26 protein-coding genes, 4 tRNA genes and 2 pseudogenes are annotated in these 24,184 nt (G+C 35.2%); 2 read left to right on the top strand and 30 right to left on the bottom strand.

Translation table 11 applies throughout. The features are described from left to right. Positions 1-60 precede the first annotated feature (60 nt). The 8 genes from HCJ50_RS00875 to HCJ50_RS00840 form a co-directional block, all read right to left on the bottom strand. Positions 61-1,512: a glycoside hydrolase family 1 protein gene (locus HCJ50_RS00875; RefSeq protein WP_185346501.1), complete on the bottom strand. Its 1,452-nt coding sequence runs from the start codon at positions 1,510-1,512 to the stop codon at positions 61-63. A gap of 23 nt (positions 1,513-1,535) precedes the next feature. Further along, positions 1,536-1,874, bottom strand: a complete 339-nt coding sequence (locus HCJ50_RS00870; RefSeq protein WP_185346503.1) for a PTS lactose/cellobiose transporter subunit IIA — start codon at positions 1,872-1,874, stop codon at positions 1,536-1,538. A 14-nt stretch (positions 1,875-1,888) separates the two neighbouring features. Beyond that, positions 1,889-3,157 (bottom strand): PTS sugar transporter subunit IIC, encoded by a 1,269-nt coding sequence (locus tag HCJ50_RS00865; RefSeq protein ID WP_185346505.1) that lies wholly within the window; start codon positions 3,155-3,157, stop codon positions 1,889-1,891. 3 nt (positions 3,158-3,160) lie between these two features. Further along, complete coding sequence (locus tag HCJ50_RS00860) at positions 3,161-3,466, bottom strand: PTS sugar transporter subunit IIB (protein WP_185346507.1); 306 nt, start codon at positions 3,464-3,466, stop codon at positions 3,161-3,163. 251 nt (positions 3,467-3,717) lie between these two features. Beyond that, complete coding sequence (locus tag HCJ50_RS00855; RefSeq protein WP_185346509.1) at positions 3,718-4,530, bottom strand: formate/nitrite transporter family protein; 813 nt, start codon at positions 4,528-4,530, stop codon at positions 3,718-3,720. A gap of 101 nt (positions 4,531-4,631) precedes the next feature. Then, positions 4,632-5,147, bottom strand: coding sequence for an effector binding domain-containing protein (locus HCJ50_RS00850; RefSeq protein WP_185346511.1), 516 nt, complete (start codon positions 5,145-5,147; stop codon positions 4,632-4,634). A gap of 91 nt (positions 5,148-5,238) precedes the next feature. Then, positions 5,239-6,342 (bottom strand): DUF1648 domain-containing protein, encoded by a 1,104-nt coding sequence (locus tag HCJ50_RS00845; protein ID WP_185346513.1) that lies wholly within the window; start codon positions 6,340-6,342, stop codon positions 5,239-5,241. A gap of 2 nt (positions 6,343-6,344) precedes the next feature. Then, positions 6,345-6,731 carry a GntR family transcriptional regulator gene (locus HCJ50_RS00840; protein ID WP_185346515.1) on the bottom strand — a complete coding sequence of 129 codons (387 nt, stop codon included), beginning with the start codon at positions 6,729-6,731 and terminating at the stop codon, positions 6,345-6,347. Positions 6,732-6,872: 141 nt separating this feature from the next. On the opposite strand from HCJ50_RS00840, the gene HCJ50_RS00835 reads away from it, so the two are divergent. Beyond that, positions 6,873-8,009, top strand: coding sequence for an AI-2E family transporter (locus tag HCJ50_RS00835; protein ID WP_185346517.1), 1,137 nt, complete (start codon positions 6,873-6,875; stop codon positions 8,007-8,009). A gap of 37 nt (positions 8,010-8,046) precedes the next feature. Here the strand turns inward: HCJ50_RS00835 and HCJ50_RS00830 are convergent, their stop codons facing one another. The 11 genes and pseudogenes from HCJ50_RS00830 to HCJ50_RS00780 all read right to left on the bottom strand — a co-directional run bounded on the left by HCJ50_RS00830 (position 8,047) and on the right by HCJ50_RS00780 (position 15,600). Further along, positions 8,047-8,721 (bottom strand): histidine phosphatase family protein, encoded by a 675-nt coding sequence (locus tag HCJ50_RS00830; RefSeq protein ID WP_185346519.1) that lies wholly within the window; start codon positions 8,719-8,721, stop codon positions 8,047-8,049. 29 nt (positions 8,722-8,750) lie between these two features. After that, on the bottom strand, positions 8,751-10,100 hold the full coding sequence (gene gorA / locus HCJ50_RS00825) for a glutathione-disulfide reductase (protein ID WP_185346521.1): 1,350 nt from the start codon (positions 10,098-10,100) through the stop codon (positions 8,751-8,753). 28 nt (positions 10,101-10,128) lie between these two features. Next, positions 10,129-10,626 carry a tyrosine phosphatase family protein gene (locus HCJ50_RS00820; RefSeq protein WP_185346523.1) on the bottom strand — a complete coding sequence of 166 codons (498 nt, stop codon included), beginning with the start codon at positions 10,624-10,626 and terminating at the stop codon, positions 10,129-10,131. Positions 10,627-10,757: 131 nt separating this feature from the next. Continuing rightward, positions 10,758-11,432: a YdeI/OmpD-associated family protein gene (locus tag HCJ50_RS00815; RefSeq protein WP_185346525.1), complete on the bottom strand. Its 675-nt coding sequence runs from the start codon at positions 11,430-11,432 to the stop codon at positions 10,758-10,760. 115 nt (positions 11,433-11,547) lie between these two features. Then, a complete protein-coding gene (locus HCJ50_RS00810; RefSeq protein ID WP_185346527.1) occupies positions 11,548-11,928 on the bottom strand; it encodes an OsmC family protein in 381 nt (126 codons plus the stop codon). 126 nt (positions 11,929-12,054) lie between these two features. Then, positions 12,055-12,127 (bottom strand) — tRNA-Asp (locus HCJ50_RS00805). Between the two features lie 25 nt (positions 12,128-12,152). After that, positions 12,153-12,224, bottom strand: a tRNA-Glu gene (locus HCJ50_RS00800). A gap of 201 nt (positions 12,225-12,425) precedes the next feature. Further along, positions 12,426-13,139, bottom strand: a complete 714-nt coding sequence (locus HCJ50_RS00795; RefSeq protein WP_185346529.1) for a GntR family transcriptional regulator — start codon at positions 13,137-13,139, stop codon at positions 12,426-12,428. 81 nt (positions 13,140-13,220) lie between these two features. Further along, positions 13,221-14,507, bottom strand: coding sequence for a PTS cellobiose transporter subunit IIC (gene celB, locus HCJ50_RS00790; RefSeq protein WP_185346531.1), 1,287 nt, complete (start codon positions 14,505-14,507; stop codon positions 13,221-13,223). Between the two features lie 143 nt (positions 14,508-14,650). Next, entirely contained in the window at positions 14,651-15,043 is a 393-nt protein-coding gene (locus HCJ50_RS00785; RefSeq protein ID WP_185346533.1) for an iron chaperone, read from the bottom strand. 210 nt (positions 15,044-15,253) lie between these two features. Beyond that, a pseudogene (locus tag HCJ50_RS00780) lies at positions 15,254-15,600 on the bottom strand (winged helix-turn-helix transcriptional regulator). Between the two features lie 153 nt (positions 15,601-15,753). Here HCJ50_RS00780 and HCJ50_RS00775 point away from each other — a divergent pair. Further along, positions 15,754-16,379, top strand: a pseudogene (locus tag HCJ50_RS00775) (FMN-dependent NADH-azoreductase). A 291-nt stretch (positions 16,380-16,670) separates the two neighbouring features. Here the strand turns inward: HCJ50_RS00775 and HCJ50_RS00770 are convergent. The 11 genes from HCJ50_RS00770 to HCJ50_RS00720 form a co-directional block, all read right to left on the bottom strand. After that, positions 16,671-16,758: transfer RNA gene (locus HCJ50_RS00770), tRNA-Ser, on the bottom strand. 3 nt (positions 16,759-16,761) lie between these two features. Further along, positions 16,762-16,834, bottom strand: a tRNA-Asn gene (locus tag HCJ50_RS00765). Between the two features lie 51 nt (positions 16,835-16,885). Continuing rightward, positions 16,886-17,353 carry a SprT family protein gene (locus HCJ50_RS00760; protein WP_185348437.1) on the bottom strand — a complete coding sequence of 156 codons (468 nt, stop codon included), beginning with the start codon at positions 17,351-17,353 and terminating at the stop codon, positions 16,886-16,888. Continuing rightward, positions 17,353-19,530 (bottom strand): Tex family protein, encoded by a 2,178-nt coding sequence (locus tag HCJ50_RS00755; RefSeq protein WP_185348439.1) that lies wholly within the window; start codon positions 19,528-19,530, stop codon positions 17,353-17,355. The genes HCJ50_RS00760 and HCJ50_RS00755 overlap by 1 nt, the downstream gene beginning before the upstream one ends. Positions 19,531-20,089: 559 nt before the next feature. Continuing rightward, complete coding sequence (locus HCJ50_RS00750; RefSeq protein WP_185348441.1) at positions 20,090-20,689, bottom strand: PP2C family serine/threonine-protein phosphatase; 600 nt, start codon at positions 20,687-20,689, stop codon at positions 20,090-20,092. Further along, on the bottom strand, positions 20,690-21,469 hold the full coding sequence (gene sigB, locus HCJ50_RS00745; RefSeq protein WP_185348443.1) for an RNA polymerase sigma factor SigB: 780 nt from the start codon (positions 21,467-21,469) through the stop codon (positions 20,690-20,692). It lies immediately after the preceding gene. Next, the gene (rsbW, locus tag HCJ50_RS00740) at positions 21,447-21,920 is read right to left on the bottom strand and encodes an anti-sigma B factor RsbW (RefSeq protein ID WP_185348445.1); all 474 of its coding nucleotides are present in this window, start codon (positions 21,918-21,920) and stop codon (positions 21,447-21,449) included. Before rsbW ends, sigB begins: the two co-directional genes overlap by 23 nt. Continuing rightward, complete coding sequence (locus tag HCJ50_RS00735) at positions 21,904-22,248, bottom strand: STAS domain-containing protein (protein WP_185348447.1); 345 nt, start codon at positions 22,246-22,248, stop codon at positions 21,904-21,906. The genes rsbW and HCJ50_RS00735 overlap by 17 nt, the downstream gene beginning before the upstream one ends. Positions 22,249-22,391: 143 nt before the next feature. Beyond that, positions 22,392-23,399, bottom strand: a complete 1,008-nt coding sequence (locus HCJ50_RS00730; protein WP_185348449.1) for a PP2C family protein-serine/threonine phosphatase — start codon at positions 23,397-23,399, stop codon at positions 22,392-22,394. Between the two features lie 15 nt (positions 23,400-23,414). Continuing rightward, positions 23,415-23,825, bottom strand: a complete 411-nt coding sequence (locus tag HCJ50_RS00725) for an anti-sigma regulatory factor (protein WP_185348451.1) — start codon at positions 23,823-23,825, stop codon at positions 23,415-23,417. Positions 23,826-23,827: 2 nt separating this feature from the next. Then, positions 23,828-24,184: an STAS domain-containing protein gene (locus HCJ50_RS00720; RefSeq protein ID WP_003721457.1), complete on the bottom strand. Its 357-nt coding sequence runs from the start codon at positions 24,182-24,184 to the stop codon at positions 23,828-23,830.

The raw sequence follows: 24,184 nt of genomic DNA, 5'->3' as shown, positions 1-24,184 counted from the left end.
TCCGGTACCCCCTATATAGATAAGGCCAGTTGTATGAGGGTTACAACTGGCCTTATCAAATCATGCTTCTAAATCTTCCCCATTAGACTCTATTACTTTTTTATACCATGAAAAACTTTTCTTTTTAAGTCTTTTGCCTGTACCATGTCCTTCGTTGTCTAAATCAACATAAATGAAGCCATATCTTTTTTCCATTTGTGCAGAGGAACAGCTTACAATATCAATTGGTCCCCAAGCACAGTATGCAATCACTTCTACACCATCATACATCGCTCGTTTCATTTCTTGTAAATGTGCTTTTAGATAATCAATTCGGTAATCGTCATTTACTTCGCCATTTTCTACTTTGTCATACATTCCAAAACCATTTTCGGCGATGATGATTGGTTTATGGTATCTATCCCAGTATTGTGATAGGGCGTTATATAAGCCTTTTGGATCAACTGCCCAGCCCCAAGGATTAGCTTTTAAGTGTGGATTTGGCGTTCTGGATGCTGGATCTAAGTCATTTTTCTTAGAGTCTACCATTTGAGAATAATAGTATGAAATAGCTAAATAATCCATTGTATTGTTGCGTAAAATTTCTTGGTCTTCTTTGTTAATGTCTATTGTTATTCCATTTTCAGCAAAATAATTAAGTGCATATTGTGGATATTCGCCTTGGAATTGTACATCTGCAAAGAAGTATTCCATTCGATTGCGTTTCATTGCTAGAACAATATCATCTGGCTCACAAGAATATGGATACGCTGTACAATCGGCAAGCATCGTTCCTATCATTAAATTAGGATTTATTGTTTTTCCATATTCATAAATTTTTGCACTTGCAACAAATTGGTTGTGGATGGCTTGATATGTAGCTGACGGATAATCATCCACGGCATCATTTGGAATAGCTGTTGAGTTAAATGGTTCAAATTGAATTAAATTAATTTGGTTGATAACAATCCAATATTTTACTTTATTACTATATCGATCTAATATGGTTTTTCCGTATTTAACAAATAAATCAATTACTTTGCGATTATGCCAGCCACCATGTTTTAAAACAATCTCAACAGGTGTTTCGTAATGCAGCATAGTAATAATTGGTTCCATACCCAGTTCAATAATTTTATCAATTAAATCATCATAGAATTTTAATCCGGCTTCATTAGGCTCCTCTTCTTCTCCAGTTGGGAAAATTCGTGTCCAATCAATGGATGTGCGGAATGTTTTAAAGCCCATTTCTGCAAGCAAGGCTAAATCTTCTGGGTAAGTATGGTAAAAGTCTATGCCGTGGCGTTTTGGATAATAACTAGTTTTATCGACTATATTTGCTTTTATATCTGCTAAACTAACCCCTTTAATTTGCTCCTCACTAATTTCTTCATTGGTTTTATCCGTATGGTATTTGTGTAAATCTGCCAAACTTATTCCTTTTCCATCTACTTGAAAAGCTCCTTCTGCCTGATTGGCTGCAATTGCTCCTCCCCAAAGAAAATCTTTCGGAAATTTATAATTTTCAAACATAATTGTACCTCCTATTTTTTCATTTATTTATTCATTTTTTTAAATAGTCTAACCATGTGTTCACCAATTAAAATTTCACTTTTCGCTGTCATCAATGTATCTTGTGCGTGGCAGAAAAGGGTTGAATAGCGAATTTGATTACCTGACGCTTCTAATTGGAGTGTATCTGTCTGTAATCCATGTGCGATAACAATTTCTTTTTTTGCTGTTTGGATACTTTCTTCTGCTTTGTCAAAATCTAATTCTTCTAAAAAATTCAAAGCATGTACTAAATCGTTTCTTGCATTTCCTGCATGAATTAATATATTCATTGATAGCTCATTCAAACTATCTGTCTCTTCTATATAGTCTTGCTCTGACATTTTGGTTCCTCCAATCAATTTGTAGCCATTTCTTGATTTGTTTCTTGTGCTTCTAATTTTTCTTTTTTAAGTAAAGAATTATCATATGCTTTAAAGAATGGTAGGTATACAAGCCACGTGATAACAATAATCGCTAAACAGGCAATAATTCCTCGCCAATCTTGTGTTGCTAAATAAGAAGTTACCGGGTACGGCATATACCAAAGTAAGAATGATTGTGCTGGTATATTGACTAAATTAACTGTCATAACAAAATATGCAATACTAGGCACTAAGAAGGCATTTATCCAAGTTGGAATCATTAAGTATGGATTAAATGCAATGGGTGCTCCGAAAAATAATGGTTCATTAATATTAAAAATTGATGGGACGATTACGGCTTTTCCGATTGCTTTTAATTGGATTGATTTACTTAAAATTAGCATCATAATAGAAAGTGATAATGTCGTTCCAACGCCACCAATAGAAATTAAAGCATAGACTGTTTCTTGTGTAGCAATATTTGTAGCTGTTCCACCATTAGCTACTGCTTCTGAATTTGCTGCAAGTCCAGCCATATATACTGGATAAATTGCTGGCATCATGACCCAACCAGAAATCCCAAACGTATAAAGAAATGCGGGAATAAATACCGATAATACAAATCCTGGATAAGATTGTACAATCGAAGCTAATGGACTAAATACAGCAATAATCACTTCAAAGAAATCAATATTAAACTGTACCGTAATTAACCAGCCAACTATTAAAATAAATGTAATTGGTAAAAGACTGTTAAACCAACCAACAACAAAATCTGGAATTGGTGTGTCTTCACTAAACAGAGAGCGTTTTGCAGCAAAATTCATTATTACGCTGACAAATAAACCAGTAGTGATTGATAGAAACATCCCTGTTGCTCCAAATCTAGATAAAATATACACTGCATTTCCATCCGCTGTTATTGTTGGAAATAAAAGCATTAAGAATAGGACTAGTCCAGTCGCACCAGCAATTAATTTTTGGCTGCTATTTCCTTTCTTTTCCATCACATAATAAGGAATTAAAAAGGAAACTACTAAACCAAACATTCCAAAAGAAAAGTTACTAATCATCGAGAAATCAGGCATCTTCGGAAATAAATTTTTAAGTAAAGAGACAATGGTAACTAAAGAACCGACAAAAACGAGTGGAAGCGCCGACATAATTGCATCTTGTATTGCAGATACCCAAGGATTTTTAACAACTTTATTTACTTTTGGAGCAAATTTATTCGTCATAAAATCCATCACTTTGTTGTTCATTGTTTATCCCTCCATATTCAAAATTAGTTCCAAGGCTTTTTCACCATTTAAAGAGCCATAAGTAGCCTGAGGAATAACAGTTACTAATACGTCTTTATCTTTCACTTTTTCTTTTAAATCATCTAACATATACGACAAATGTGGACCAATTAATAAGTAATCAATTTCATTAATTCGTTCGTCGATTTGAGACTCACTTGCTGCTTTTACTGTAACTTGTTCTCCTTGTTTCTTCGCCGCTTTTCTAATTGCAGCTGCCATAAATCCACTGGAAGCTCCTGAACCACAAATAAGTAAAATGTTTTTCATCTGTATCCTCCCTTTCTTTAACTTAGTCTAATTATATAAACCTTTGTATTCGCTTACAAATACATTTTTTTCCTAGTAATAGGAAAAATCCCCTCCGTAATTAACGAAGAGGATTTCTTTCTAAAATAAAGTTTTTACAAAAAAATTAATCATAAAACTCATTTCCTAATAATATATAAACTTGCTTTTTCAACTAATTAATAACTTTTCAAAAAAGCTATCTATTAAAAAAAAACAGATAGCTTCGTTCTTTAACTTTCTTCAATTGGCTGATGTACTTCTTCTTTTACTTTTTTGGGAGCGTTTTTCTTATATGCTAGGAAATAAAACAAACTAACAAATATTGCTCCACCAACTACATTTCCTAAATAAACTGGGATTACGTTCCAAATGAAATCTGCCCATGAATAGTACCCTGCAAAAATTGCGGCTGGGATAATAAACATATTGGCAACAACGTGTTGAAATCCAATAGCAACAAAAGCCATCACTGGGAACCAAATCCCGAGAATTTTTCCAGCGAAATCTTTAGCTGCATAACATAACCATACAGCTATACCAACAAACCAGTTACAGCCTATTCCTGATACAAATGCTACCCAAAATGGGTCATTAACTTTAGCTCCAGCAGTCGCTATTGTTTTTGGTAAAAAGTCTCCTTCTGTTAGTCCAACAAAATGTCCAAAGAAATAAGCCACAAAGAAGGCTCCTACTAAGTTCATTGCTGATACAATTGCCCAGTTTCTAAGTAATTGTTGAAAAGATATTTTTTTGTCATACCATGCAATCGCTACCGCCATCATATTTCCGGTAATTAGCTCTCCTCCACCGAGTAAGATGCATACTAACCCTACTGGAAAAAGGCTTGCTCCTATTAGCGTAGCAAAACTTCCCCATTCGTGAGGCATCGTTCCAACTGCACGTATGTATAATAAGTAACCGAGTGAGATAAATGCACCGCCCAAAAATCCGAGTAAAACAAGCGTTAATGTACTAGAATTCGCTTTTTGGGTTCCTTTCTCAATAGTAATCTCTGTTACTTCCTGCGGGCTATAATATCCCACATGAATCCCTTCTTTCTTGTTAAAATAATCACAAAATAGCGTTATTATTATAGCACAATCAAAAAAAGCTTGCTAGTATAAAAAAGCCCAGAACAAATGTCCTAGGCATCATTTTGCGTATCAAGCTCTTTTATTACAGGGATTCTAATTTCAATATTGGTGATTTGTCCCACCTCTTTAGAATAGACTTCTAATTTGAAAGGTAGTGGATCAAAAATCGGATTATTTGCTGTGATATAAGGTTTATATTTTTTCTCTTTAATCGCATTAGCAATTTGTTGATAGCTTTCGTTTAAATCTGTTTCTGGAATGTGTTCGGCAACAAAGTAAGTATGCGCTGGAACTTCAATCCACTCTAACGGATCTTTTAATTCAGTGTATTTTTGCTCTACAGGAAGAACAGCATAGTGCGTTAAGCCATCTTCTATATTATGCACTGAAATCCCGTAAACTATTTTTTGCTCGGAGAAATCATCTAACTCCTCAGCTAAATGGAGCATTTGTCGAAATGCTAATTTTACTTCTGCTCGAAAAGCTTCCGTTTCCAGCCCTTGACGAACAAGTGCTATACCGGTAAATCCTTCCCATTCTTCTAGTCGTTTTGATTTAATCGCCATGATTATCTACTCCTTTTTTAAAAGAATATGACGCCAGAAGATGTTTGTTTTTTTAAATATAACATATAGTAAATACCCCAATCTGCTTAACTTAAAACAACAGACTGATTAAAACTATAGCTACGATAATAAAAAGGAAAGATAACCAAGCAACTGGACGAGCTGCATTTATGGTCCAACCAATACCAAAGCGTTTTTCAACAAATAAGGCTGGATCGTTGCGATTGAAATAAAAAACGCCTGCTTTCCAGAATGAGTCATCATCACGAATTGGCTTATTCACTCCGTCTGGTTCAGTTGAAAATTTCAATCTACTGCCGCCTTGCCCAACTTTAACAGCAAGCAAAATCACTCCTAAAATAATAACTATGAGCGAAATAATCATCGTAGTAATCATCATTTCAATTGGTAAAGACAATAAAAAGACGAGTTGGATCACAAGGAAATCAATAATTAAAATTGTGCACATAATTAACATAAACTTACTAGATATTTGTCTAAAAAGCATATTTCTTTTTAAAGAGTCTGCTGGATTTTCATTTTCAACGATTTGCTTGCTTCTCGCAATAACAAAATTGATAAATAGAAATACAGCAATCATCACTAATTGTAGCATTGGGAAAAATAAGACACTTCTCGGCGACTTCTCTGTTGTACTCGTTATATTTCCTTGTAAATCCATATGTGTTGGAAACTCCATAGGTGCTTGCGGATAAAATACGACTGTAATAGCTAGTGTAATAATAAAAATAAGCAGTGGCACAATGAACCAAGTATAGGAGATTACCATTTTCCTGCGATGGAAACTCGTATCTACTGTTACGATAGAATTTGTCGAGATTTCTCCAGACATGATTTTTTCTCGTTTCCATTGGAGCGTCGTTTTATGGAACCGATAGTAAATAATAAATGATACAATCAGTTGTAAAAACATGGACCCAATAAAAATTGCAGCTTGGGCAGCTTCATTCATATGAAATCCTTGCAATAGAGCAATTCCGATGATAGCTACAAAGCTTGTCCATAAAGAAACTTGCCCGACATATTGTTTTTTTAGTTGTTTTAAGTCAGCTTTTCGATTTGACCGTTCTCCTACATTGACACCAAAACATTCTGATTTTCGAATTATATATGGTGTAATTGCTTGTAATGAAATGATAGTTATACTAACAAAAATATATATGATAATTTCCATTTTTAGTTCAATCCTTTCAAGTCCTCAAAAATCGCCTTACTTATTTTTATCCATTCTTCTTCTGTTACACTTCTAACAACCGATTCTGCAATAAGTGGCTTTAATTTACTTTGTAGCTTAGCTAAAAATTGCTCATCCGCCTTCTGGACACCATCTGGATGGATAACTACCCCTTTTTGCCGATGAATTTGAATAAACCCGCCTTGTTTTAATATTTGATAAGCTTTATTTACTGTATGAAAATTAATACCAATATCCGCGCCGAGGCTTCTTACTGATGGAAGTTTATCCCCTGGCAAAAGTTCTCGCTTGGCCATTCCTTCAATAATTTGGTCACATATTTGGGTATAAATTGGCTCATCTGATTGAAGATCCACTGCAAGTAACATAGAAACACCTCTCTCTAAACTGTTATATATATTGTATAACAAATATAACTACTAGTCAATCATAGTAAATTCAGTGGCTATTTAAAGCAGATAATGGTACTATAAAAAATAACAAAAAGGTTTTAGAAAGAAGGGAAAAATTTGAAGTTTTCACGTTTTAGGGATAGTAAACTGTTCTTTTGGACAATTGAGATTTTAGCTGTTGTCGCAGTTGTATTTATCCTGCTCCAAATGAAATACATATTTTCACCAATAGGCATTATCGTCTCTACTTTATTTATGCCAATTTTAGTTGCAGGCTTTCTGTTCTATTTATTTAACCCATTAGTACTATTTCTAGAAAAAAGAAAAGTACCTCGAATTCTTAGTGTTATTATTATTTTCATTGCATTTATTACACTTGTCGTTCTTGCGGTTATGCAACTTGGACCAACACTTGCTAATCAAGTAACCGAGCTTGCTAAAGCAATTCCTGCATATTGGCAAGATTTTGAAAAATGGTTGCAGAGTGTTTCAAATAATCCATCCATCCAGGGAATTGACTTAAAAGCTGAATTAGATAAATTAAATATCTCCCTGCCGAAAATTATGTCAGCTGTAGTAGATGGTGTAGCTTCTAGCTTTGGTGCCATTATTTCATTCGTCTCTAGTTTTGTAATGATTCTTGTTACCGTACCGTTTATCGTATTTTACATGTTTAAAGATGGTCATAAGTTTGTAGAGTCTTCTGGTAATTTCTTCCCAGCGGCAATTCGTGAGGAAGCTAAACAAATCATTAAAGAAATGAACAAAACTATTTCAACTTATATTAGTTCCCAAGCAATTGACTGTTTAGTAGTTGGTTTGTTTACGTTTGTTGGTTATTTAATTATCGGACAGCCTTATGCATTATTATTTGGTTTAATTGCCGGTGCAACAAACATTATCCCTTATCTCGGACCTTTTATTGGAGCAGCTCCTGCAGTCATCGTGGCGCTTTTCACTTCGCCACTTCAAGCATTACTTGTTATTGTTGTTGTAACGATTGTGCAACAACTTGATTCTAATTTACTCTCTCCTTATATTGTGGGTAAATCATTATCCATTCATCCATTAACCATTATTATCATTTTAATCGTAGCTGGTAATTTGGCTGGTATTTTTGGAATGATTTTAGGTGTACCAGTATATGCAGTTGTTAAAACTGTTATCCTCAATGTTAACCGTTTAATTAAATTAAGGCGAGACGAACTGGCCTTAGAAAATAATCCACCTGATCCACCTGCACCAAAAGCATAAAAATAGCGCTTTAGGATTAATTCCTAAAGCGCTATTTTTATGCTTTCGTAAAATGAGAAGTATCATTTAATCGTTCTAATTTAAATAAACCATTTTCATATGCTAGCACCGTTACACTTGCATTATCCAGTATTACTGCCTCATCAAGCGACGGTTCAAGTTCATGAACAATATTACGAATAGTATTACCATGTGCAACAATTAGAACATTTCCACCTGTTTCGCGGTGACGATTAATCACATGTAAAAATCCTTGTTCCACACGCGTCCAAAAAGTCATAAAGTCTTCTGCATCACCTGTTGGATCAGCTGCTTTTGTCCCATTCATTGTTTCGCGAACATCTGCTTTTTGAAATAGTTCTTCTTGGCTTGCATACCCCATATGTTTCGCAATTTCATTCCATGCAACATCGCCTTTTTCGCCTTCATAAGACCCAAAGAAAGTTTCTCGAAATTCACTTAGCGGTTCTAATGTTAGACCAAACGCATGCTTGTTTTCTTTTAAAAGGTAGCCGGCTGTAGCTATTGTTCGGTGTAAATCACTGGAATAAGCGGCTACAAATTCTGTTTCAGCAAGTCCACGACCACTTTCCTTCACCACTTCAATTCCTTCTGGTGTAAGTGGTGTATCGGCCCAGCCTTGCATCCGTAAGTTTTTATTTAAAAAAGTTTGTCCATGTCTTACAAAATAAAGTGATAATTTTTTCCCCATTTAAGTAATCCTCCTCCATAAGCTATTTCTTATTTCATTGTAACAAATTCTTCTGATCCGGTTGGGTGAATAGCGACCGTATTATCGAAATCTGCTTTGGTTGCTCCCATATTAATTGCAACAGCAAAGCCTTGAATCATTTCGTCCACGCCATATCCAATACCATGTAAACCGATTATCCGTTCTGTTTTTCCCTCACAAATTAATTTCATTCGACAAGGTTCACGGTGATCTGTTATCGCTGTATACATAGAAGTAAATTTAGATGTATATACTTTGATATTTTCTTTGCCATACTTACTGATGGCTTCTGGTTCAGTTAAACCTACTGTACCTATTGCTGGATGGCTAAATACGACTGTTGGAATATTTTCATAGGAAAGATGCGCATTTTCTTTATTGTTAAAAAGCCGTTCTGATAGACGTCTACCAGCTGCAATTGCAACAGGGGTTAATTCATATTGACCAGTAACATCACCAACTGCATAAATACCAGGAACATTCGTGTTTTGAAATTTATCTACAGCTATATGTCCACTTTTTAGCAGTTCTACACCAGCTTTTTCAATTTGTAAACCATGTATTACAGGTTTTCGTCCAATTGCCCAAATAAGTACATCGACTGTTTCTGTTCGTCCGTCTTCTAAAAATAAAGTCTTCGTTCCATCCGCGTTTTCTTCAACTTTTTGAGGAGTAGCGTGTTTATGTAATGTCATTTCTGATTCTTCGATTATCTCTGTTAATGTATCTGTTAAAATAGGATCAAACTTTCTAAGTGGTGCATGTTTACGTACAAATAAATGCGTTTCTGATCCAAGTTGTTGTAAAACGCCAGCAAGCTCAACTGCGATATAACCAGCACCAACAATCGCTACTTTTTTTGGTAGTTGTTTTAGGGCGAAAAAGCCATCTGAAGTAATTCCATATTCAGCGCCTGGAATAGAAGGAAATACTGGTTCTCCTCCAGTTGCAATTAAAATATGATCTGCGGTAATTATTTCTCCATTAACTTTTAATGTATTTTTATCTACAAACTCTGCGTAACCTTTGATCCAATCAACTTTATTATTATCTAAACCATTCTTATAAGAGCCACGAATTCGCTCAATATATGCGGCACGATTTTCCACTAATTTTTGGAAGTTAAAAGTTGCATCTACTTTGTAACCATAAGCATCTGCATATAAATCCATTGCTTCTTTTATTTGCGCACCATACCACATTACTTTTTTAGGAACACAGCCTACATTTACACATGTTCCTCCTAAAAATTTCGGTTCAATTAATGCACATTTTGCTCCATGCATCGCAGCTCGGTTAATGGAAGCAATTCCGCCACTTCCCCCACCGATTGCAATATAATCATAATGACTTTCCATACGAATCTCTCCTAACTTTTCTTCATTTCTATAAATACGCCTCGCCTCGCATTATTGTGAGAACCCGCGGATTTGGTAAATAACGTTTGATTTCTTGGAGTTTAGTAAACGTATCATTGTCACCAAGATGCTCAGCAATACCCATGGCAACAGCACTACTTCTACTTACTCCAGCATGACAATGGACAATGATTTGAGTGAAATCTGGATGTGCGTCAATAAACTTATAAATCATTTCCCGATGCGCTTCATTAAAGAGTTTCATCTCTGCTTCTTCTTTCTCACTTAATCCCCAGTAATCATCTTGTTCGTTTATATCGTTAAAGTGAACTGGCAAAATAGCTTCGAAAAGTGATTCATTTTTTAATGGCTGATAGGTTGCGCCGACATCCGCAATACGAATAAGCAATGTGTGCTCGTTTCGTGGTTTAAAAGTAACCGCTACTACTTCTGGCACAGCAACTATTCGTAAATCAAATGGATCAAAGTCAATTTGGCGCCTTGCTTTATTAATATAATTCGCCATCCTGCACGTCCCCTTTTTTCGGTTCACCAAGATTTTTTCTACAATTCATTTCCTCTCTATTCTAACATGCTTATGTTTTTTTACATAAGGAAGCTGTTTCAAACGCAAAAAATAACCAAAAAAATATTTGGTTACTTTTTCCCTTGTCTAAAATGTTCTTTGGTCTTATAACCTTGACTTAATATATCTACCATTTCCAGTCGCCTTTTTTCTTGTGTAGCTGCTTGTTTGGCAGAATAAATATACCTCGCCCAGACTCGTTGATAACCAGTCGCTAAATTACTATAAAAAGTTGCTAAATCTCCTTTATCCGCTAAAAAAGCTACCACTTGCGGAACATAATCGGCATATTCATCGGCGGAAGGATTATTTTTCTTAACACCTTTTATTTTTAACTTTGTTGCCTCTTTCATTCCAACAACTGTATAAGTTTCATCAAGCGCGACCATTCGAGCAAATTTCAAGTTACTTTGTCCAATGTATCCTTCCTCGTCTGTTTTAAGCGCTGGCATCAGCTCATCACGGTGAACATATGTATCCCATTTTTTATTTCCTTTTTTAGGATAGGCAATAAACACATACCCATCCGCTAAAAGTTGATTATCTGTAATCACTTGGTTAATAAATACAACTAATTCATCTAACGTTTTTACAAATTTAAAAATTAAATCATATTGCTTATTAGCCAATTGTTTGTCATAACTTGGTAAATGCTGAAAATAGTCCATATCCGTTGGTGCATCCAGAATCACTGCTTCTTTAAATTTTGTTAGTCGGAGTTTCTCTACTATTGTCTTTTCTTCCATTTCAAGCCACCTCGTTTGCTAGTTTGCTTTCAGTATAAATGCTTCTCTTGAAGTAAGCAAGCCACACTAGATACAAAAAAAAGACTGAGCTTTTTTTGCTCAGTCCTTTCAGAGATTATTTAAAGACAACTATTTCGTTAATTTCAATGGATGGATCCAAACTTTTAGCAACTGGGCAAGCATCTTTCACTAAATGAACGGCTTTTGCTGCCTTTGCTTCATTGTTTTTATCTACTAAGTCAACAGTAAAAGTAACATTTATTTTTGTTATAACATGCACAGCACTTTCTTGATCTTGCTCATATTCTGTATGAAGGCTAAGATCATTTACCTCTATTCGTTTCTTTTCTAGCAAAGTTTGATATACATAGCCACTACAAGCTGCAACTGCCGCAACGGTTATTTGAACTGGCGAAAAACCCTCTTCTTTAATTAAAGGCCAATTGCCATTTGGATGCACGAGTTCTAATACTTTTCCGTTTTTCACTAAATCCATTGTTTATTCCTCCAATTTATATCTTACAATTCTTATCCGATTAATAAGATTATAGCTCAAATAAAAATAGTTGTCCAATTTTGACTATAAAAAAGAATCCAAGTTAAACTTGAATTCTTTTAAGAGCGGTCCCGACGGGATTTGAACCCGCGATCTCCTGCGTGACAGGCAGGCATGTTAACCCCTACACCACGGAACCATATGTATATAAAATGAATAAAAAGTGACCCGTACGGGAATCGAACCCGTGTTACCGCCGTGAAAGGGCGGTGTCTTAACCGCTTGACCAACGGGCCAGAGAAAAATTAAAAAATGAATATATATTCAATAAAAATTCATTTCTCTTACACCAGCTTTTTTATTATAACATAATTTGAGACACTGTCAACGCATTTCCTTAATTTTATTTCATATTTTTAAATTTATTTGCAGAGGATTTTTTATACATTTTTCCTATAAAAATAAAGTCAGAGGAGCGTATTCTCTCTGACTTTATTTTACTTTTCGCGATGATCAACCATAATAAAACTTCTTGTATCATAGCGATGTCTAGATCTTGAATATTCAACAGGTCTTCCATCTTTTAAATAAACGACTTGTTCCACCTCAAGCACTGGATCATGTTCTCCGCAAGCCAAATATTCTTTATCATACTTAGACGGCTTATCCGCATTAATTTTTCGAAATGCGCCGCTAAGAACAAGCTTAAGTGACTCTTGTAAATACGCATAAATTGAATGATGTAAAATTTCTTTTGTTAAACCTGGGACAAGATCTGCGGGCATAGTCGTATGTTCTAATACATAAGGTTTTCCATCCAAAAGGCGTAAACGAATCAATTTATAAACAGGCTGATCCGCTTTAATTAAAAGTTGTTCTTGCGTTTTTTCATCAGGGAAGGTGATGTCGAATGCAATAATTTTACTTGTAATGCGATTATCACCCATCATTTTGGTAAGTCCATCATACTCTCGTAAACTAGCATCTTGTTTGTTCGCAAGCGCATTTTTCATAACAAAAGTTCCCGCTCCTCGTTGCCTGTAAACGAGACCTTCGAGCGCTAACACATCAAATGCTTTTTTTATTGTCATTCTACTACAATCATACGTTTCACATAAACTAACTTGATCAGGAAGAATAGATTCCGGTGGATAAGTACCGTCGTTTATTTTATCGCGAATATCAGCTGCTATCATTTCATACTTAACCAATTCGACCGCTCCTTCATTCGAAATTAAAAATGTCTAGCCATGTCAAATCAAATTATAGCATATCGAATAACAAAACATAACTTATTTTTCAACTGCTTCTGATTCTCTTGCAATATTAGCACGATCAATCAGTTTTAAGAATGGGTACCAAATGACTAAGACAATAAAGAAATCTACTACTTGAAGTGCACCTCCTAGCCATGAGTTAGTTGCAAGAATACCATTAATTACAATTGGTACAGTCCAAGGAACAGCAACCCCTGTTGGAGTTGGAACAATCCCAGCAGCCATTACAAAATAATTCAGTGCTGTTACGATAAGTGGTGCAATAATCCATGGAATTAATATTGTCGCATTTAATACAATCGGCATCCCAAAAAGTACCGGTTCATTTACGTTAAAAAGTCCTGGTCCAAGTGCTAATCGACCAATTTCTTTACTTTGCTTACTTTTCATTAGAAATGCTAGCGCAATTACAACTGCTAGAGTCATCCCAGAGCCACCCATACCTACCGTAAATACTTCCATAAATGGTTTGGTAACTATGTGCGGTAATGGTAACCCAGCCTTATATGCATCTAAGTTTTCCAGCATTAAAGTATTCCAAATTGGATCCATCACCGAGTTGACAATAATTTGCCCGTGTAGCCCGAAAAACCACAATACTTGAATAAAAAATAGCGCAATTAAAGTTGGAACAATTCCAGAACCTAGCCCTACTAATGGCTTTTGAATAACTGTATAAACAACATCATGTAAGTTTGTATTAAAGAAGAATTGTACAATAACATTAATTATTAAAAAGATACTTAATGTTAAAATTGCCGGAATTAGTGCTGCAAATGATTTAGCTACTGCTGGTGGAACTCCTGCTGGCATTTTAATTGTCCAATCGCGTTGAACAAAAAAACGATATAATTCTGCAGCAATAAAACCGCTAATCATCCCGATAAACATTCCTTTTGCTCCGAGGCGATCAAGTGAAAGAGCTCCAGTAATAAGTTCTCCATCTGGACTATTAAAGAAAAATGGCGTTAAAATCAAGAAACTAGCAAGGGCAACAGCACCCCCGTAAATCGCTTCCACTTTATAATATTTAGACAAAGAATACCCGATTCCAAAAACAACAAAAACAGTCATAATACTCATCGTGGCGCTTTGTGCATTTCCAAGGTATAACTGCAATACCGCTTTTGTCTCATCGCTCCAAAATGGTAAATTCATTAAAACAACAGCAATCGAACCAAACATAGTTAGTGGGAATGCCAACATAAATGCATCTCGTAATGTTGTTAAATACCTATTCTCTCCCAGTTTTGCAGCAAAAGGCATTAATTTCTCCCCAAGTAACTCCATAAACTTATTCAATTTACTTCCCCCAAACATGATATATTTCTAAAAAGAAAACGTTTTCTATTTATTATTATACTCATTTTAAATTAAATGTCTAGTCTTTTATATATAAATGACCAAACAAAAAGCTTCCTCCCTTTAAGGAGAAAGCTTTTTTACTATTTTTTCTTTTTTTTTGCTAACTTTTCTGCTGCTTTTTGTTTGTTCTCAGCTAGTCGAAAAGTAACCATTTTTGTTATTAAATCGTATGGAACTGGTTGATTAATCGGAAATTGAACGGCTCCTTTAGAATGTTTATATTCACTTATTTCAGACTCAAAAGCAACAATACCACTGGGCGCTGGATAAAAACCAAAATGATTTTTTGCAACCGCAAAATGAACAAGATTTCCTTCAAAATAGAACGTTGGCATCTGATAACTAATTTTTTCGGTTGCCTCAGGAGCGACGGCTTGGATAGTTTCTCTAATTCGCTGTAGAGTTGCTTGTGTTTCTGGCGGCATCCCTTCGATATATTCATCAATCGTTGAAAATGCTAATTTATTATCCATATCTATTCCTTTCTTGAAACCTTTTTATTATTATAACAACTTTATTTATGAAACCCAACTTTAAATAAAAATGGATCTCTACTAATAATATTTTCCAAATAAAAAAACACCTTAAAACTATAGCTATGCCATCTAGTTTTAAGATATCTTTTAAAAAAATACCTATAATATTGACTTTGTGTATATTTAGGTTAACTATATCATGTTATTTTAAGAAGGATTTGTGGCAATCCAAGTCCAATCGTTCTCTATATAAATTGTACCCCAGTCACAAAGAGCTTTTAATATTGGCGTTAAACTCCGCCCAAAATCTGTCAAAGCGTATTCTGTCTTTGGAGGAACGACCGGATATACCTTCCGACTAATTAACCCATCTCTTTCAAGTTCTCGTAATTGCTGTGTAAGCATTTTAGGAGTAGCTTTTGAAACAAGTTTTTGTAATTCATTAAAACGTAAAGTATAGTTTGTTAAGTAATGAAGAATAATAGCTTTAAATTTCCACCAATGAAAGAAATAGGTGCTTCAACCGGGCAATTAAAATTTTTTTCTCGATTCATAATTTTCTCCTTACTATCATTTTAGGTAGTACCTTACAAAAAAGTGCATTTTTGTGCAAATGAAAATAACTGTTAAAATGATAACATCAGTTGATGCAACAAGCAAGTAAGCCGGCAAACAACATCACATTAAAAATCGGAGGCTATTAGCAAATGGCAAAAATATTATATATCGCAGCAAATGTAAAAACCGTCAATGATTCATTTAGTTTATCTGTTGGACAAGAATTCATTCAAGAATATAAAAGATTAAATCCCAATGACGAAATTGAAGAGCTAGACTTATTTAAAACAGAAATTCCTTTTCTGGATCAAGCAATTTTAGGGAGCGTTTTTGGAACAGTCAAATACGATGAACTTTATGAAGAACATCAACGAAAAGTTCAATTGATGACGGCAAACTTGGATCAATTTATCCATGCAGACAAATATGTTTTTGCAACTCCTCTTTGGAATCTTGGTGTCCCTCCAGTGCTTAAGGCTTATTTTGACAATATTTCTATCGCAGGAAAAACATTTAAATTTACAAAAGAGGGGCCACAAGGACTTTTATTAGAAAAAAAGCATTATGCATTCAATCTTCGGGAGGAAATTATCATACCGGTATATCGCAAGGCGAAGAGCACGGCTTTTCTTATATTAAAACAATATTAGCCTTCTTTGGTGTAAAGGATGTTCAAGCTATTTTTATTGAAGGTGTTACGAAATCGTCAAATGACACTAATAAAATAAAGAAAAATGCTATCAAGGAAGCGAAAATTATTGCAAGTAATTTTTAATTTTTCATAGAGAAACTTGCCTCCTCCCATTCGCTTGGAAAGCTTAACCAATTCCTAACGCTACTGTAAAGTTTGCATAGTTGCTACAATCAGGCATAATTTTAATTTAAGTGTGCCAAATTTATTTTGCATGAACAGCAAATCCTTTTAGAAAAAAATTGCATTGAAATTCCTTATAATTTCGGGCAATCATAAAACCAGTTAATTGGGCAAATTGAAAAGTAAGAGAGATTCGTTTTTTAGTTCCATATAAAAAAGCCAGTAATTCTAGATTACTGACTTTTGTTTCAACGGAGAAGGAGGGATTTGAACCCTCGCGCCGCGCGAGCGACCTACACCCTTAGCAGGGGCGCCTCTTCAGCCACTTGAGTACTTCCCCAAACTCCACAGGCAGGACTCGAACCTGCGACCGATCGGTTAACAGCCGATTGCTCTACCAACTGAGCTACTGTGGAATTATCTGACTTCCATAAGTATACGCAGAAAACGCTTAAAAAGCAAGACTTTTAAGCATTTTCTGTATAAATTTTTTGGGAGCCAGTTTCTCTTAATCTACCTTGGCAAGCCCCACAGCGATAACGATTTACATTAAAACGTCGTTGTCTTAAAAAGGATTTCTTGCAATGCTCGCATGTATATTCATGCATAGTTATTTCTCGTGGTATTGTTGCACAAAATCGTGGTGCACCTACTTTTTTTAGTAATTCCCGGAAATCCTTATCTCGATGTTGGTACCCTTTTTTCTCTAGGTGTAGATGATAATGACATAATTCATGTTTCATAATATCTATAAAATATGCTAATCCAAAATTTTCAAGATATTTGGGATTCATTTCGATATTGTGGCTTTGAAGTAAATATCTACCTCCAGTTGTGCGCAGTCTATTATTAAAGCTTGCCTGGTGGCGAAATTCTTTGTGGAAAAATTGCAGCGACACTTCTTCCATGTGTTGCTGCAATTCTGCTTGTTTCATTATTTAACACTTCCGTTTGGATTCCGCATTGTTAGTGCAATACGATTTTTCTTCATATCTACTTCATCCACCCAAACAGTGACAACATCTCCAACTGAAACAATGTCCATTGGATTTTTAACAAAGGAATTGCTAAGTTTTGAAATATGCACAAGTCCATCTTGTTTGACACCAATATCAACGAAGGCTCCAAAATCAACCACATTACGAACAGTACCTTGTAATTCCATTCCTTGTTTTAAATCTTCCATCGAAATAACATCTTGTTTTAAAAGTGGTGCCGGAAGCTCATCACGAAGATCGCGTCCTGGTGCAATTAAATTATCAATAATATCACGCATCGTTTCCTTACCAATTGCTAGTTTCTCTGCTTCTTCCGGTACACTTAAAGCTTGAAGCGCCTCTTTTAACTCTGCGCTACCAATATCTTTTAAATTAAAACCAGCAGCTTTAACGATTTGTTCTGCTGCTTTATAGCTTTCCGGGTGAATTGCAGTACGATCAAGCGGATTTTCACCTTCTAAAATTCGTAAAAAACCAATACTTTGTTCATATGATTTTGCTCCAAGACGAGGTACTTTTTTCAACTCTTTTCGAGATGTAAAAGAGCCATTTTCTTCCCGGAATTTGCGAATATTATTGGCTACCGTTTTATTTAATCCAGCAACATATTGTAGAAGTGAAGCAGAGGCAGTATTTACATTTACGCCTACTTGGTTAACCGCTGTTTCTACAACAAATGTGAGTGTTTCATTTAAGCGTTTTTGGGCCACATCATGTTGATATTGACCTACACCAACAGATTTAGGGTCGATTTTCACAAGTTCAGCAAGTGGATCTTGTAAACGTCTACCAATAGAAACAGCGCTACGTTCTTCTACCTGATAATCCGGAAATTCTTCACGTGCTGTTTCACTTGCCGAATAAACACTTGCTCCTGCTTCATTAACGATACAATAATAAGCATTTGAATGAGACTCACGGATTACTTCGACGATAAACTGCTCTGTTTCACGAGAAGCAGTACCATTTCCAATAGCAATAACTTCTACTTGATAGGTGGACAAAATTTCTGCAATTTTTTGCTTAGCTTCTGGTCGGCGCGCTTTAGCTGTATGTGGATAAACCACACCGATTTCTAACACTTTTCCAGTTTTATCTAGTACAGAAAATTTACAACCAGTTCGAAAAGCTGGATCGACTCCAAGAATTATTTTTCCTTTTAGAGGTGGTTGTAAGAGTAATTTACGCAAATTCTCCGAAAAAATATGAATTGCTTGTTCTTCTGCTTTTTCTGTTAGTTCTCCGCGAATTTCGCGCTCGATTGCTGGACCTATAAAACGTTTATACGCATCTAAAATTGCTTCTTCTACGTATGGGCGTGTATTGGAATTTCGGTTCTGAATCACTTTTTCAAATAAATAAGCAAAGATTTTAGTCGTATCTACTTGTACTTGTACACGTAAAATATCTTCTTTTTCTCCACGGTTAAATGCTAAAACGCGGTGACTTGCTACTTTGCCAATCATTTCATTGAATTCATAATACATTTCATAAACGCCTTTTTCATCGGCTTCAATATTTTTCCCTCTTGCTTCTACCATTCCAAATTTACGTGTAAAATTACGAATCCATTCACGGAAAGTTGGTTCATCACTGATTTGTTCTGCGATAATTTCATGCGCGCCAAGTAAGGCTGCTTCAGCTGACTCAACTTCTTTTTCTTCGGAAATATAGTTCGCCGCTTCTGCTAATGGATCAGCGTTAGTTGGAAAACTCATCAACCAGTTCGCTAAAGGCTCTAAACCTTTTTCTTTGGCGATAGTTGCTTTCGTACGTTTTTTCTGTTTATATGGGCGATATAAGTCTTCTAACGCTTGGTGTTTTTCGGCTTTAATAATGGCATTTCTAAGTTCATCAGTTAATTTTCCTTGCTCATCAATCAAACGAATTATTTCTTCTTTACGATTTTCTAATTTGGTAACATATTCAAATGTTTCTTCAATATCACGAATTTCAACTTCATCCAAGCTACCAGTCATTTCTTTTCGGTAACGAGCAATAAATGGAACAGTATTGCCTTCTTCCATTAATTTTATGACTGCATTAATTTGATTTGGTTTATACTGTAGTGATTTATGTACTAATTTTATTATTTTATCTTGCATTTGTTCCATAACTTGGTTGCCTCCAATATTCATTATTTATTAAGTGTACCATAACTAGGATTCAACTGACAAAAGCTATCTATTCTCTTGATTTAAAGCAATTTCGGCATAATGAATGTTTATAAAAAGATATGCGCTTCATCAATTTGATTATATTGTCCGCTATTTCCAAGCCTCTCTTTGGCTTTTTCATTTAGTCCAGTAATGAAAATTTGTTCGCAGTGCTTGAGAAATCCTGTTTTAATTTGGTGAAAATAATCTATTCAAACCCACCAAAAATTGACACAATCATATCGGCTAGCATGTCTTTTCTATATCTTGCCCCTATATCATCTTTCAAACTACTCCATAAAACTTTTTTAATTTACGCTCTCCTCCTTACATATATATTTTAATCCGCGCAAAAAACGCAAAGCAACTTTGCTCTGCGAATATAAAACGACATTTTCCACATAATTAGATTTTAAAAATTGCTGGTTTTTGTAAGATAATATTATTATTGTCTTTTTCTCATCCTTAAAAACAAAAAACATCTTTCAAGCCTTTTCAAGCTCAAAAGATGTTTTTCTTAATCTGGAAACTGACCTAACAAAAAAGTAACATCATCGGAAGGTATATCTAAAATAGCTTGCTCGATTAGATGTCCTAGTTTTGTCACACACATTTGAGACTCGAGATTATTTCTAACCCGAGAAAGAACAAGCCCATCTGAATGAAGAATAAACTTACTTCCAGGTTTATATTTATAAGTCTGCAAGCGGTACTTCTGCTTTCTTCCTGATAAAAAACCAGATCCCGAAAGCGGAAAAACAAGCTTATCCTCTGAACCAATCATATAAAACCGAATATTTCCCATACCAGTATAATAAATAGTTTTAGTTAAGTAGTCTGCTTTGATAATCGCAATAGCAGCACCACGAAGCCCTGAGACTGCCTGATTAGCCTTTTCAAGCATCAAAGTCAAGTCAATATGGATATCTTCTTTTATAGCATCAATAGTGGCTCTCGCCGCTCTATTAGCTTCTATCCCACTACCAAGACCATCAGAGAGCACATAAAGAAATCCAGTTTCGTCTTCATGGGTAAAATAAACATCCCCGCAATATTGTTGTAAGGCTTTAGAACGTTGAAATGCAAATAAATTATTTGATTCAACTGTGTTGTGCATTTACTCCACTTCCTCATTTTGCAAAGCCTCTCGAAGTTTTTTTATCGCTTGACGCTGAATTCTAGAGACATGCATTTGTGATATATCAAGTAGCTCACCAGTTTCTTTTTGACTGCGATTTTCAATAAAAGTATATTGCAATATTTTTTGTTCTCGCTCATCTAAAACAGGGAGAACTTTCTCTAAAAGCATGCGTTGATTCACACGTTCAAAACCATCATCAGTACCACCAACAACATCTAGCAATGTAATTGTACTTCCATCCGAATCTGCTTCTATCGAATGATCCACAGAAAGCGCTTGATAACTTTTGCCCATCTCCATTGCCTCTAAGACTTCTTCTTCAGTCACACCGATAAAATCAGCAATATCACTGATCTGAGGTGAATTTTGGAGTTCTCGTGTTAACTCTTCGACGGCATTCTTAATTTTGGGTCCAAGTTCTTTGATACGACGCGGTACGTGCACACTCCATGTTTTATCACGTAAAAAGCGTTTAATTTCACCCACAATTGTAGGCACAGCAAATGCTTCAAAACTTTTTCCAAATGTTGCATCATAGCGTCTAATCGCACCGAGTAAACCAATATTTCCAACTTGAACTAAATCTTCGTGAAAAGACTTACCTTGAGAATATTTTCGTGCAATAGATTCTACTAGATTTTTATAATGTACTACTAAATTATATTGAGCATCTTGATCACCGTTTTCTTGATAGGCGGCAATCCAAATATACACTTTTTCTTTTGCTTCTTTATCAGGTTGAGATACTTTTGGCATTCTCCTCCACCTGCTTTTCATTAATATATTTGGTCATAACGACAGAAACCCCTTCATCATAATAAAGTTTCACATCGTCCATTAATGTTTCAATTAAAAATAAGCCTAACCCGCCAATGCGCAACATTTCCGCATCTTCCCCTACATCATAGGGACCAATTTCTTGTTTACGACTTTCTAAATCAAAGCTGGTTCCACTATCGGAAACTCGAACTTCGAGTCTATCTTCATATACAAGATATTCTACTGTGACTTCACCGTCTTCTTGTTCTTTAAATGCATGTTTCACAGAATTAGTAATCGCTTCACTAACAGCTATTTTCAAATCTTCAATTGCTTCATAGGAAAATCCTGCACGGCTTGCTATACCTGATAATGAAAGCCTCCCTAAGCTGACATATTCAGGCTTGGCAGGAAGTTGTAATGTAATTTTGTCATGTGTTGTTGCCATTCATTTCACCCTCTACATTTTTGATTTCAATGATATCTGACAATCCTGTAATTTCAAATAATCGGAAAAGCCGGTCGCTTAAACCAAACAAGACAAGTTCACTTTGACGTTGGCGTAAGTTTTTAAATGCTCCTACAAAAACACCTAAACCAGTGCTATCCATGTAGCTTACTTCTGTTAAATCCACGCGTAAAACGATTCCTTCTTGTACTTGATAAATTTCTAGTGCTTCTTTAATTTTTGGAGCTGTATATGCATCAATTTCTCCAGCAACAAATATATCTACGTGTTTAGCATCTCGTTCTTTTACTTCTATGTTAATATTCATCACTTCACCCCATCATAATTTTAAGTATCTTTGCAGTTTACCCTTACAAATAAAAACAAAACATTGAAAAAATAAAAACGTCTCTGCGTATGAACGATTACTCACATTAATGTGGACAAACGAGAAATGAGATACGTTTTACTTTATTTCTCTGTTCGTTTAATGCAAATAAGTGTAAAGTCATCATGTAGTTCAAAGTTTTGCAGTTTGACTAAATGGTCGTAAATTGCTCGTACCATTTTTTTAGCAGGTAAACTAATATAGGTTGCTATTATTTCTGTTAATTCTTCACGTTCAATAAAACCATTCGCAGTTCTTGTTTCAGTTACACCATCAGACATAATAAAAATGGCATCACCCACTTCAATCTTTTTATCAAATTGACGGTAAATAGTATTTTTATCTACGCCTAGTGGTAACCCTTTGGCATAAAGATCAGAAAATATACCTTCTTGATGCTGATAATATAAGCCAAGTTCATGACCAGCAGAACCGTATTCAAATAAATGTGTATCTTCATGATAAAGGCCATAAAACATCGTAATAAACATGTTATCATCAATATTTTCTTCTGCTACTTGATTTAGTGTTTCCAGTACAATAGATGGTTTTCTATCATCGCCAGTCATTCCTGCCAAAGCGTATTTAATCATGGAGATACTAAAGGCAGCTGGAATACCTTTGCCAATAACATCTGCAAGTGCGATGCCAATTTTATTATCGCCTTCTTCTGTAAAACTATAATAATCTCCACTCATTTGTCTGGCTGCAATACTAATCACACCAAAATCAAGTTCAGCTTGTTCAGGTACTTCTGTCTTCATTAAAGTTTTTTGCATATCTTCTGCTTGAGCAATTTCACTACGTAATTCTTTTTGTTCTGTTCGCAGGCTCAGATGTTCCATATATGCCAAACCATAGCCAACCATAATTTCTAACAATATATCAAATGATAAACGCACAAATTCTGGTAGCTCTTCACCATATTGTTCCAATACCGAGCGATGCAAATGAATAATTTCTTCTGGTGAAACACGTTCTTCCATTGCCACTCGGGACAATTTTTCACAAGTATAAAGTACTTCTTCATCTTGATGTTCTAAATATTGAATAAGAATATCTCGGTATTTTCCCTCAAAAGCTTTTTCCATTTTTTCTAGCTCTCCTTACCGAACCCATTTCGTCGTTGTAATTACCGTTCCTTTAGATTCTCCTTCAATACTGGTTTCAATATCAAAACTATCCATTAAACGCTTCACTCCTGGAAGTCCTGCACCAAGTCCACCTGATGTTGTGTAGCCATCTTGCATTACTTTTCTAAGGTCAACAATTCCTGGACCATTATCTTTGGCAACAATAATCATACCTTGTTTACCTGATTCGCTAACCTTTTCGATACAGATTTCTCCTTTTCCAGCATAAAGGAAAATATTTCTTGCTAGTTCACTGATGGCTGTCGTAATCCTAGCTTGGTCAACTGTTCCAAAGCCAATTTCTTTGGATATTTTTCTTCCTAGTTGCCTTGCAGCCACAATGTCCCATTCATTAATTATCTTCACACAGGATTGGAATGTCATATTCATTCCCCCAATTCCTGTTTAAGTTTTTCCAGACCACTTTCAAGATCCATCGCCGAAAGTACTCCACTAAAAGTAATTCCGAGTTCAATTAATGTAATCGCAACTGCTGGCTGTATCCCAGTTACAACCACTTTTGCACCCATAAGTTTAGACATACTTACTACATCTCCAAGAATTTTTGCAATAAACGAATCAATAAAATCGATCGAAGTGATATCAATAACTACTCCTCTGGCCGACGTTTCATGGATTTTTGCTAGTAAATCTTCTTGGAATTCTACCGCAGTATGATCATCTAGTTCACTTTGGATAGAAATTAATAAACATTCACCTAATTTTAAGATTGGTATCCCCAC

Origin of the sequence: Listeria immobilis (assembly GCF_014322765.1) — a bacterium.
Classification (GTDB): domain Bacteria; phylum Bacillota; class Bacilli; order Lactobacillales; family Listeriaceae; genus Listeria; species Listeria immobilis.
This window is presented reverse-complemented; position numbering and strand designations above follow the sequence as displayed.